The 12,287-nt window shown below is 61.0% G+C and carries 9 protein-coding genes; 5 read left to right on the forward strand and 4 right to left on the reverse strand.

Annotated elements, in window-relative coordinates; genetic code table 11:
* Positions 1–120 precede the first annotated feature (120 nt).
* Positions 121–1,065, reverse strand: coding sequence for an electron transfer flavoprotein subunit alpha/FixB family protein (locus tag H8F21_RS03085; protein WP_203584014.1), 945 nt, complete (start codon positions 1,063–1,065; stop codon positions 121–123).
* Positions 1,066–1,815 (reverse strand): electron transfer flavoprotein subunit beta/FixA family protein, encoded by a 750-nt coding sequence (locus H8F21_RS03090; protein WP_203584015.1) that lies wholly within the window; start codon positions 1,813–1,815, stop codon positions 1,066–1,068.
* 314 nt (positions 1,816–2,129) lie between these two features.
* On the opposite strand from H8F21_RS03090, the gene H8F21_RS03095 reads away from it, so the two are divergent.
* The 5 genes from H8F21_RS03095 (at position 2,130) to H8F21_RS03115 (ending at position 9,413) form a co-directional block, all read left to right on the forward strand.
* Positions 2,130–2,603, forward strand: coding sequence for an acyl-CoA thioesterase (locus H8F21_RS03095; RefSeq protein ID WP_203584016.1), 474 nt, complete (start codon positions 2,130–2,132; stop codon positions 2,601–2,603).
* An 89-nt stretch (positions 2,604–2,692) separates the two neighbouring features.
* Positions 2,693–4,489, forward strand: coding sequence for an acyl-CoA dehydrogenase (locus H8F21_RS03100; RefSeq protein WP_203584017.1), 1,797 nt, complete (start codon positions 2,693–2,695; stop codon positions 4,487–4,489).
* Between the two features lie 117 nt (positions 4,490–4,606).
* Positions 4,607–6,409: an acyl-CoA dehydrogenase gene (locus tag H8F21_RS03105; RefSeq protein ID WP_203584018.1), complete on the forward strand. Its 1,803-nt coding sequence runs from the start codon at positions 4,607–4,609 to the stop codon at positions 6,407–6,409.
* Positions 6,410–6,446: 37 nt separating this feature from the next.
* On the forward strand, positions 6,447–8,558 hold the full coding sequence (locus H8F21_RS03110; RefSeq protein ID WP_203584019.1) for a 3-hydroxyacyl-CoA dehydrogenase NAD-binding domain-containing protein: 2,112 nt from the start codon (positions 6,447–6,449) through the stop codon (positions 8,556–8,558).
* A 63-nt stretch (positions 8,559–8,621) separates the two neighbouring features.
* The gene (locus H8F21_RS03115; RefSeq protein WP_203584020.1) at positions 8,622–9,413 is read left to right on the forward strand and encodes an SDR family NAD(P)-dependent oxidoreductase; all 792 of its coding nucleotides are present in this window, start codon (positions 8,622–8,624) and stop codon (positions 9,411–9,413) included.
* Between the two features lie 47 nt (positions 9,414–9,460).
* Here H8F21_RS03115 and ppk2 read toward each other — a convergent pair whose 3' ends face one another.
* Positions 9,461–10,282, reverse strand: a complete 822-nt coding sequence (gene ppk2, locus H8F21_RS03120) for a polyphosphate kinase 2 (RefSeq protein WP_203481424.1) — start codon at positions 10,280–10,282, stop codon at positions 9,461–9,463.
* A gap of 192 nt (positions 10,283–10,474) precedes the next feature.
* A complete protein-coding gene (locus tag H8F21_RS03125; protein WP_203584021.1) occupies positions 10,475–12,151 on the reverse strand; it encodes a response regulator in 1,677 nt (558 codons plus the stop codon).
* Positions 12,152–12,287 lie beyond the last annotated feature (136 nt).

The following is a 12,287-nucleotide window of genomic DNA, read 5'->3' on the forward strand; positions in this document are numbered from 1 at the left end:
GGCGACTGCCAAAGTAAGGCGCCGTAAGGGCGCAAAGGTGACTCGTCGCCACCATCGCAAATGGATCAGCAAGCAACTCAAGCGCCCCATCGCAAACCCAGCCCCCACCGCTTGCCAAAATCAGGACACCAGTTGCTCCAACTCGGGAACGGCCTCAAACAGATCCGCTACCAGACCGTAATCCGCTACCTGAAAGATCGGTGCCTCTTCATCCTTGTTAATCGCAACGATAACCTTGGAATCCTTCATACCCGCCAAATGCTGAATGGCCCCGGAAATACCCACGGCAATATACAACTGTGGCGCAACGATCTTGCCCGTCTGCCCGACCTGCATATCATTGGCGACAAAACCGGCGTCAACCGCCGCACGTGATGCCCCCACGCCCGCACCCAACTTATCGGCAAGACTGTACAGGTGCTTGAAGTTGTCACCGTTCTGCATCCCGCGACCACCGGACACAACAACCTTGGCCGCGGTCAACTCAGGACGATCTGACGTGGCCAGGGCCTCGCCGACGAACGCCGAAATGCCACTGTCGAACACCGACGCGACAGTTTCAACAGTAGCCGCGCCACCTTCAGCGGCAACCGCGTCAAAGCCGGTGGCACGCACAGTAATGACTTTGACGGCGGCGTTCGATTGCACAGTGGCGATGGCATTACCGGCGTAAATCGGGCGCTTGAAGGTATCGGCCGACTCCACCGCGATAATTTCGGAGATCTGGTCAACATCCAGTGTCGCCGCCACCCGAGGCAAAATGTTCTTGCCGTTGGCAGTGGCCGCCCCCAGAACATGGCTGTAGATCACACTTTGGTCGATCACCAGCCCCGTTACCAGCGCAGCAACGTTCTCCGGCAGTTGGTGGGCGTAGGCGGCATGGTCGGCCGCCAGTACCTTGCTCACCCCTGCGACACCTTGCGCCGCGGCTACGACGCCGCCGATATCGGCACCGGCCACCAACAGGTGAATATCCCCGCCCAGTTGTTGCGCTGCCGCAACCGTGTTCAGGGTTGCAGCGCCGAGCTGCTGGTTGCTGTGTTCTGCAATAACCAGGATTGTCATTTAGATCACCTTCGCCTCGTTCTTGAGTTTTTCGACCAGTTCAGCCACCGACTTGACCTTGATGCCGGCACTACGGGCAGCCGGCGCCTCAACCTTGAGGAGCGTGTTGGTGGAGACCGTGGACACGCCCAGGGCCGCCGGAGTGATGGTCTCCAGCGGCTTTTTCTTGGCCTTCATGATGTTTGGCAGCGACGCATAGCGCGGCTCGTTCAGGCGTAAGTCAGTGGTGACGATGGCTGGCAGGCTCAGTGCAACGGTCTGCAGGCCACCGTCGATTTCACGGGTGACCTTGAGTGAGTCATTTGCCACTTCAAGCTTGGACGCAAAGGTGCCTTGGGCGTAACCACTGAGCGCCGCCAGCATCTGCCCGGTCTGGTTGTTGTCGCTGTCGATGGCCTGTTTGCCCAGAATCACCAGTTGCGGCTGCTCTTTATCGACCACCGCCTTGAGCAACTTGGCCACTGCCAGGGCGCTGAGTTCTTCGCTGGACTCGATCAACACAGCGCGGTCGGCACCCAATGCCAGGGCGGTGCGCAATTGCTCCTGGGCCAAGGGCGGGCCCACAGACACCACCACCACTTCCGTGGCTATGCCTTGCTCCTTGAGGCGTACCGCTTCTTCCACGGCAATTTCGCAGAAGGGGTTCAGCGCCATTTTTACGTTGGCGAGGTCAACGCCTGAACCATCCGCCTTGACGCGGACCTTGACGTTGTAGTCGACCACACGCTTTACCGCGGCCATCACTTTCATAGAGCACTCCTGTTAAGCGTTCTTGTTATAAATCCAGCCTACACCCAACCGTTCACTGGCCTGATCGTCCGGCAGGACTAGACCGGACGGCCTGGCGCATGCCCTGGCAAGCACCGGGTCGGGCCAGCTTATGCAATGAAGATCAATCGCACCCCTCCCGTGAAGGGTGGTATCGACCGTTGTGCGAGGGTAGATCCGGCTGACAGCGCGGCCTTGCGCCCCCTCCACAAGAGAGGGGACGCAAGGCGGCAGCGTCGTTAGGATGCGGGCAACGATGTACCGCCGGACTCAATACGCAACAGGAGGTTTGAACCGTGAGCAAGCCCGTCCCCAATGCGCGCAGCGCCTACCGTTATCTGCGCGATATCACCACACGCTGGATGGACAACGACGTCTACGGTCACGTCAACAACGTCATCTACTACAGCTGGTTCGACACGGTGGTCAACGGCTGGTTGCTGGAACAGGGCCTGCTCGACTTCGAACAGTGCCCAACCGTGGGCCTGGTGGTCGATACCCACTGCAGCTACTTCTCTTCAATTGCCTTCCCCGATCGGGTTCGTGCCGGCTTGCGTGTCTCGCGGCTGGGCGGCTCCAGTGTGTGCTACGAAGTTGGCCTGTTCGCCAACGACAGCACCGAGGCCTCGGCCCAGGGTCACTTCGTTCACGTCTACGTTGATCGCACGACGCGCCGACCCGTGCCGCTGCCACCGGCCCTGCGTCACGCCCTGGAAACCCTGATGCTGGCGTCCGCCCACCCCACCGGGGTGGGCACCAGGACGGGTTGAATCTGTTGAACTGCGGGATATCGCTTTCACAGGCAAAAACCCATCAGGAGTCTTCATGAGCCACAACAACATCGGGCCAGGATTGAGTCATGAGTGAGTACCAGGCACCTCTGCGCGACATGCAGTTCGTTCTCAATGAATTGGGCTATCTGGACCGGGTAAGGGCACTGCCTGACTGTGCCCATCTCGATGCCGATCTAGTCGATGCCATTCTGGGTGAGGCCGGCAAGTTTGCCCACGGCGTACTGTCGCCGCTGAACGTTTCCGGTGACCGCCAGGGCGCCCGCTGGGAAAACGGCGAAGTGACCACCAGCAAAGGCTGGCGTGAGGCCTACCAGCGATTCGTCGATGGCGGCTGGAACTCATTGTCCTGCGACCCGGAATTTGAGGGACAGGGCCTGCCCAGAGTGGTGTCGGCGCTGGTGGAAGAGATGTGGAACGGCGCCAACCTTGCGTTCGGCCTGTGCCCGATGCTCACCCGTGGCGCTATCGAAGCCATCGAGCTGCGCGGGTCTGCCTACCTGAAAAGCACCTACCTGACGAAGATGATCAGCGGCCAGTGGACCGGCACCATGAACCTCACCGAGCCCCAGGCAGGTTCGGACCTGGCAGCAGTGCGAACCCGAGCCGAGCCGGTGGGCGATGGCACCTTCCGCATCAAGGGCCAGAAAATCTTCATCACCTATGGTGAGCACGACCTCACCGATAACATCGTGCACCTGGTACTGGCGCGCACACCGGGCGCGCCAGCCGGCGTCAAGGGCATCTCGCTGTTCGTGGTACCGAAGTTCCTCGTGCAAGCAGATGGCAGCCTCGGCGCACGCAACGATGTGCGCTGCGCCTCCATAGAACACAAGCTTGGCATTCATGCCAGCCCCACTGCCGTACTGGCATTCGGTGACAACCAAGGCGCGCTCGGTTGGTTGGTAGGCGAAGAAAACCGCGGGCTCGAGTACATGTTCATCATGATGAACGCGGCACGCTTCAGCGTCGGCATTGAAGGCGTAGGCCTTAGCGAGCGCGCCTATCAAAGGGCACGCGGCTATGCCCGCGAGCGAATCCAGGGCACCGAGATCGGCGCCGCCACGCGCAGCAATGTCGCAATCATCCGCCACCCGGATGTCCGGCGCATGCTGATGTCGATGAAAGCACGCACCGAAGCAATGCGCGCCCTGGCCTGTGAAATTGCCCTGGCGATGGACTGCGCCGAACGCCATCCAAGCCAGGCTGCGCGGCAAGAATCCCAGGCACTGGTCGATTTGATGATTCCCGTGATCAAGGGCTGGAGCACCGAGAACGCGGTGGATATCGCCTCCCTGGGTATCCAGATTCACGGTGGCATGGGTTTCATCGAAGAAACCGGGGCAGCCCAACACCTGCGCGATGCACGCATAACGACGCTGTATGAAGGAACAACCGGCATTCAGGCAGCCGACCTGATCGGGCGCAAGATCGCTCGCGACGGCGGCCTGGCCATCGGCCAACTGAGCACGCGAATCCAACAGGTGCTGGAGGAACTGGCCTGGGTAGATGACCCACAACTGCAGGCGAATGCCAGTGCCCTGGCCAGAGCATTGGTGGCACTGAACACCAGCGTCGAGTTCATCGTCGGCCATTACACCAGCCAGCCAGCCCGAGTGGCTGCCGGCGCCGTGCCGTTCCTGGAACTGCTTGGCCTGGTCGCAGGCGGCTGGCAGATGGCGCGCTCGGCACTGGCCGCCCAGCGCCAACTCAAGGCGGGTGACAACGACCAGGCGTTCTATGGGGGCAAACTGCTTACCGCCCGCTTCTATGCCGATCATCTGTTGCCGCAGGTAGAAAGCCTGTCGCGCGTGGTGGTCCAGGGCGGCGACGCGCTGTTACAGATGGACGACCAGCAATTTTGAACGCGCATTTTCAACCCGCATTCTGAACCGAGTGTGCCGGCCAGCCGCCGGCACGGCTGAACTGCCTCCAGGCGCATCCTGGCTTTCACTGCGCCAGGCCCTGAGCGAGAGACCCCCATGACTGATGCATTGCTCAACGAACGCGAACTAAGCTTCCAACTCTACGAACTGCTCGACACCGAAGTCCTGTTGCAACGCCCTCGTTACGCCGAGCACGACCGGCCGGTATTCGATGCCACCTTGCAAACCGCGCGCACGATCGCTGCCGAGTACTTCGCGCCGCACAATCAAAAAGCCGACGCGCATGAGCCGACCTTCGATGGCGAAAAGGTCAAGCTGATCCCGGAAACCAAAGCGGCCTGGGATGCCTTCGCCGAGGCCGGCTTTCTTGCCGCTCACCATAACGCCGAAGACGGCGGCCTCCAGTTGCCGGAAGTGATCCTGCGGGCCAGCATGGCGTATTTCAACGCTGCCAACATCGCCACGGTGGCGTATTCGTTCTTGACCATCGGTGCCGCCAACCTGGTCAAGAGCTTTGCCAGCGATAGCCTGCGCCAACGTTTCCTGCCGGCGATGCTCGATGGCCGCTTCAGCGGCACCATGGCCCTGACCGAACCTGGCCAGGGTTCGGCCCTGGGCGATCTGCGTACCCTTGCCCGCCCTCACGAAGACGGCAGCTACCGCCTGTTCGGGCAAAAGATGTTCATTTCCGGTGGCGATCACGAACTCACCGACAACATTGTGCATATGGTCCTGGCCCGTATCGAAGGCGCGCCCGCCGGTACCCGCGGCATCTCGCTGTTCCTGGTGCCCAAGATCCTCGTCGATGATGATGGCCAGATCGGGGCGCGCAACGATGTGGCGCTGGCCGGCCTGCTGCACAAGCTTGGCTACCGCAATACCACCTCGACCGTACTCAACTTCGGTGAAGACACCGGTGCCATCGGTTATCTGGTCGGTGAGGCCAACAAAGGCCTGTCGTACATGTTCCAGATGATGAATGAAGCGCGCATTGGCGTGGCGCTGGGCGCCTCGGCACTGGCGTACCAGAGCTTTATTCATGCCTTGGACTACGCTCGCGAACGCCCCCAGGGCCGGCTACCGGGTAGTAAAGACCCGTTGTCGGCACAGGTGCGTATCGTCGAGCACGCCGACGTCCGCCGTATGCTGCTGCAGCAAAAAACCTATGCCGAAGGGAGCCTGGCGCTGTGCCTGTACGCCAGCAGCCTCTACGAAGACGCCCATACCGCGCCCGAACCACAGGCGCGCAGTGATGCCAGCGAACTGCTCGACCTGCTGATCCCCATGGTCAAGTCCTATCCGTCAAAGTACGGCGTGATTGCCTCGGACATTGGCGTGCAGATTCTTGGAGGTTCGGGCTATATCCGCGAATACCCGCTGGAGCAGTTCTACCGGGATAACCGTTTGAACCCTATCCATGAAGGCACTGAAGGTATTCACGGCCTTGATTTGCTCGGGCGCAAGCTGCAGCAGAACGGTGGTGCAGGCTATCGTCTGTTCTGCCAGCAGGTGCGTCTTGGCCTTGAGCAGGCTGGGCGCGACGACAATTGCGCCGCCCTCGCCTATCTGTTGAGCGGCGCCCTGGACCGTTTGCAGGAGGTCACCGAAAGCCTGCTCGGCCAGGTTGCTGCCGACGCCCACAGTGGCTTGAGTAACGCCACGCCCTACCTGGATCTGTTCGGCCGAGTGCTGGTGGGCTGGCTCTGGCTGCGCATGGCGCTGGTTGCCAGCCGCGCCCTGAGCGCCGGGGCAAACGGCAGCGAAGCGGATTTCTACAACGGCAAACTACAGGCAGCGCGTTACTTCATGGACTGGGAACTGGCCGGCATCGACGCCCAGGCGCGGCTGCTCGCCAGCGCCAATCGCACCAGCCTGGACATGCAGGATCAATGGTTCTGAGCCCGTCCCTATCAATTGTGTTGTGCAAGGAGTCATCATGAATTCACTGGTCACCTATCAGGTGCAAGACAGCCTGGCACTGATTGGCCTGGCTCGCCCTCCGGTCAACGCGCTCGGCCAGCCTCTGCGCGCGGCCCTGCTCCAGGCCTGCGAACAGGCAGACGCCGATCCGTCGGTACGCGCTATCGTTATTTACGGTACCAACGGCCTGTTCTGCGCCGGTGCTGATATCACCGAATTCGGCAGCCCGGCCTCCTTCGCGGCCCCCGACCTTCCAGGCCTGCTGGTGCGTCTCACGGCTATCGACAAACCACTGGTGGCTGCGATCGGCAAACTCGCCCTGGGTGGCGGCCTGGAACTTGCCCTTGCTTGCGGTTACCGCATTGGCGAGCCGAAAACCCGTGTCGGCTTGCCGGAAATCAACCTTGGACTGCTTCCCGGTGCTGGCGGCACCCAGCGCCTGCCGCGCCTTGTCGGCGTGCAAGCGGCGCTGGAGATGATGATCAGCGGTGCGCCAATGGCCGCCAATAGAGCGCTGGAACTGGGCATTCTCGACCGTCTGGCCGACAGCGCCGAGCAGTTGCTGCAAAGCGCCTGCGGCTATGCCCACGAGCTAATTGCCAACCACGCACCCGCGCGCCCGAGCGAGCCGTTTGCCGATCCCGCCAAAGGGCTGCCAGCGGATTTCTTCGAGCGCTATTGTCTGGAGCAAGAACCCCGCTGGAAAAGCCGCCTGGCCCCACGCCTGGTATTCTCGGCAGTCCAGGCTGCTTGCCTGCTGCCCCTGCAACAGGGCCTGGAGCGTGAGTTGGCCCTGTTCAAGCAGGCCGAGGCCTCCCGCCAGTCTGAAGCGTTGCGCCATGTGTTCTTTGCCGAACGCGAGGCCGGCAAGATACCTGGCATCGACCCCAGCACTGCGTTGCGCCCGATTGCCAAAGTTGCAGTAATCGGTGCCGGCACCATGGGCGGCGGCATCGCCATGAACTTCGCCAATGCCGGCATTCCAGTGGTGTTGCTGGAGCGTCAGGGCGATGCGCTCGACCGCGGCCTGGCACACATCCGCAAAACCTATGCAATCAGCCTTAAACGCGGCAAATTGACAGAGGCACAGTTGGAGCAACGCATGTCGCTGCTCAGCGGCACCCTTGAGTACGCTGATCTGGCCGACGCCGACCTGGTGATCGAGGCGGTATTCGAGCAGCTCTCGATCAAGCAGGAGGTGTTTCGCCAACTCGATAGCGTATGCAAGCCTGGCGCGATTCTCGCCACCAACACCTCGTCACTGGATGTAGACCAGATTGCCGCAGTAACCGCGCGCCCGCAGGATGTGATCGGCCTGCACTTTTTCAGTCCGGCAAACGTCATGCGTCTGCTGGAAGTGGTCAAAGCCCGGGAAACTTCTGCGCAGGTGCTGGCCACCACCCTCAAGATGGGCCGCACCATCGGCAAGATCCCGGTCGTGTCCGGCGTCTGCTTCGGTTTTATCGGAAACCGCATGCTTGAACCCTATGCCCGCGAAGCCCATCGCCTGGTGCTTGAAGGCGCCACCCCGGCCCAGGTCGACGGCGTTCTGACCGGCCTGGACCTGAACATGGGGGTCTTCAGCATGCTCGACCTTGCGGGTATCGACGTGAACTTTCTCGTGCGCGATGCCAACCGCGCCGCCATCGCCCACGACGACAGCTACTGCCGTCTGGGTGATGAACTCTACAGCCTGGGCCGCTACGGACAGAAAACCGCTCGTGGCTTCTACCAGTATGAAGGGCGCGAGCGCCACAACGACTACGAAGTGGTTGCCCTGTCCGAACGCCTGGCGGGTGAGCTGCATGTCTCCCGACGTCCAATCGAAGATGCCGAGATCCATGCGCGCTGCTTGTTCATGCTAATCAACGAAGGCATTCAGTTGCTCGATGAGGGCATCGCCCTGCGCGCCGGAGATATCGATCTGGTGTGGATCAATGGCTACGGTTTCCCGGCGCACCTCGGTGGCCCGATGTTCTACGCCCAGCAGTACGGCCTGGACAAAGTACTGGCCGGCATCCAGCACTATCGCGATACGCTGGGCGAATACGGGCGGATGTGGTTCACCCCGGCGCCGTTGCTCGAACGCCTGGTGGCAGCCGGCAAAACTACCATAGAGCGCCTCTGAAAAAGCAGGGCATGGATCGTCTCAACCGCGAGCCATGCCCGTCATACCTCCAGGACACCTGACATGAATGAAACCTCATCGTTGTGCAATTCTGCGTTTTCCCTGAGCGGCCATACCTTGATGGTCACCGGCGCCTCCAGCGGGATTGGTGCTCACCTGGCCCGTGTTGCAGGTCGCGCGGGTGCTCGTGTGGTGCTCGCAGCACGGCGCGTGGAACGCTTGCAGGCACTGGCCGAGGTTATCCGCCAGGACGGTGGCCAGGCGCTGCCAGTGGCGATGGATGTCACCGATCGCGCCAGTGTCGAAGCGGCCTTTGATGCCGCACAAGCCGCCTTCGGGCCGGTTGATCTGGTGCTTAACAATGCTGGAATTGGCAGCGGTCAGCGGGTGCTGGAGATCAGCGAACTCGATTGGAGCCATATGCTGTCTACCAATCTTGACGGCGTCTGGCGCGTGGCCCAATGCGCCGCGCAACGTCTGGCTCGCGCCGAGCGCAGCGGCAGTATCGTCAACATCGCCTCCATGCTTGGCCTGCGCGTGGGCATTGGCTACAGCCATTACTGCACCGCCAAGGCCGGTGTCGTGCAACTGACCAAGTCCCTGGCACTGGAACTGGCCCGCTACGACATTCGCGTCAACGCCATTGCGCCGGGCTACTTTCAGACCGAAATGACCGATGGCTATTTTGACAGCGAAAAAGGCCAGGCTTACATCCGCAACGCCGTCCCCATGCGTCGCCTCGGACGCCTGGAAGAACTCGATGGCCCATTCCTGCTGCTGGCCAGCCAGGCCGGTGCCTATATGTCAGGCGCCGTCCTCGCCGTGGATGGTGGGCAACTGGTCGGGAGCCTGTAGCGGTACAACAGCAGGTAGGAGCGGGATTTATCCCGCTCCTACCGGGTTTAGAAGCGTTCGATAACGCGTTTGAACTGGTAGTTAGGCTCTCGATAGTCGCCCTTCTTCTGACGCTTGGGCAGCTTGACCTTCTCGCGCGGCACTTCCTTGTAGGGAATACGGCTGAGTAAATCGGAAATGATGTTCAGGCGTGCACGGCGCTTGTCGTTGGAGTCAGCCACAAACCAGGGCGCATGGCCGGTGTCGGTAGCCTTGAACATGTCGTCGCGGGCGCGGGAATAGTCATACCAGCGGCTATACGACTTGAGGTCCATAGGCGACAGTTTCCAGATTTTACGCCCGTCTTCGATGCGCGCCTCAAGGCGCCGGGTCTGCTCCTCTTCGCTGACTTCCAGCCAGTACTTGAGCAGAATGACCCCGGAATCGATGATCGCCCGTTCCACGGCAGGCACGGCATCAAGAAACCCTTCAACCTGCTCCTGGCTGCAGAACCCCATTACCCGCTCGACACCTGCGCGGTTGTACCAACTGCGGTCGAAAATCACCACTTCACCCGCGGCAGGCAAGTGCGGCAGGTAGCGTTGCAGGTACATCTGGCTCTTTTCCCGGTCGTTGGGCGCCGGCAATGCCACGACCCGGAACACCCGCGGGCTGACCCGTTCGGTAAGCGCCTTGATCGTGCCGCCTTTGCCTGCCCCGTCACGGCCTTCGAAAATGACGCAAACTTTGATGCCCTTCTCTTTTACCCACTCCTGCATCTTGACCAGCTCGACATGCAATTGACGCAGCTGCTCGAGGTAAACCTTGTTTTTCAACTTCCCGCGTTCTTCGGGATTGCCCTTGGGGGCGTGCTTTTTCTCTTTTGCCATGTCCAGACCTCACACACGTAAGTAACCGACTACTGATAGACCAAACCTGCCAAGGACGCCATCAGCCCGCAGATCGCAGCGTAACCAACCTAGCGTAGCGCCAGTGGTGAAACGTACACGTCATTTGTGCTCAAAATTATCAAACGACCGCGAGGAGTCTAATGCCCTTGTGCCGATGCCCTCTGTCTCAAATCAATAGCCGCGCCTGGAACCCGCCAACGCCGCTGGCGACTCGAGTTCGATGAGAAATGTCGTTTCGCCGTTTTCACGCACATCACGAAAGCTACCCTCCATCGACTGGCTCAGGTGGCGACACAGCTGCAAGGCCAGCCCCTGGCGATGCACCAGCGGCTGGCTAAGCCCAACGGCCAGGTTCAGGGTGACCATACCGTTGAGCTGCATGCGAGTGGTCAGGCTGATGGTGAGCGGTGTTTGCGGCACCGCCTCATTCAGGTACTGCAGCAATGTGCCGAGCAACTCACCGAAGCGATCGCCATCGATCCACAGCTGCCGTGCACTCACGCCTGTGCAATCCAGTGCCGGCGCCACCGCGAGGGTGGCAAGGCGTGCCTCCAACCACGCGACGATGTCCAACTGAGTCGGCACCTGTGCAGGATGCTGTTGCTCCAGGCTAAGCAGTTGCTCCAGTTGATGGAGGCGACCACTGAGTTTTTGCAGGGCAGCCTGCCCTACTGGAGGCAGAATCGCTTTGCCAAGGCCTGTCAGCAAACGCTGCAGCGGTTCATTCAGGTCCTCATAAACCACGCGGGCAAAGCGGGTGACCTCTCGATAGCGCGACTCAGCCTGTTCATGGGCATCACGCAGTTGACCGAGCAGCACATGCCGGTCGGTCAAATCCTCGAAACTGCCAACCATGCCTTGAACCACGTCATTTCCATCAAGCCAGGGCTCGGCCCAGAACTGCAGGTAGTGCGGTTCGCCCAGGAATTCAACGGCGACCTGCGCGTTGAACGACTCGCCCTTTTCGATACAGGCTTCATAGCGCGACTGGTACCAACGCCCTTGTTCCGGTGTAAACCAGAACGCATCGTCCAACCGCTGTCCCAAAACTCGCTCCAACGAAGTGTGGTGCAAGGTCAGGAAGGGTTGGTTGCACATCAGCAAGCGACCTTCTCGGTCACGCACGAACATTGGCTTGGCCGATGCTTCGAGCATGGCCCGCAACAAGGCTTGCCGGTTTGCGTCAGGATGGCTGTTGTTCTGCTCGGCGGGAACCGTCAGCGCCAGCAGGCTTGGTGTGCCGATACCGTTGCGCTGCGCTATGTTGGCCAGGGCCAGGCGCGAGTCGACCTGCAGTTTGTCCTGCAATCGAGTCTTGTAAGTGCTGACGGTCTTGTAGCTGATCGCCAATTGCTCGGCGATCGCCTGGTTCGAGCAGCCTTCGCTGATCAGCCCCAGCACGGTCAATTCCCGTGCTGAGAGCGCGTCCAGTTCGTTGCCTCCCCCCGCAACCGCCGCGCCACGCGCGTCACGAGGAAAATAACGCCGCCCATGAGACACGGCGCCCAGGGCGCGCTCAAGCTCCAGCAGGTCGTCGTGTTTACTGACAAAACCGTCGGCTCCCGCCTGCCCACACAACCGGGCAAACTGATGGGGACTTTGCGTGGTGTACACCAATACCTGCAAGCTCGAATCACGCAGCTTCAAGCGGCGCATCAGATCCAGGCCGCCGAGCCCGGTAATTGCCAGTTCCAGCACCACCAACTGCGGTGATTCGCTACGTGCCTGCAGCAACGCATCCTGGCCGTTGTCCGCCTCGGCGACCAGTTGATACCCAAGCCGCTCCAGCACCTGGCGCAGCGCCAAACGCAACAGCGGTAATGGCTCGACAATCATCACCCGGCTCATCAGACGACTCCCTCCCGGTCACCCAGGACCGGAAGAACAAGCCTAGACCAGCGCTGCCTTCAGCGAAGCTCCTACACACGACTAAGGCGACTCCTACAGAGCAACTCCCTGCCTAGGCAGAGACTTGTGCTCAAGA

Source organism: Pseudomonas arcuscaelestis, from assembly GCF_016881005.1.
In the GTDB taxonomy this organism is placed as follows: domain Bacteria; phylum Pseudomonadota; class Gammaproteobacteria; order Pseudomonadales; family Pseudomonadaceae; genus Aquipseudomonas; species Aquipseudomonas arcuscaelestis.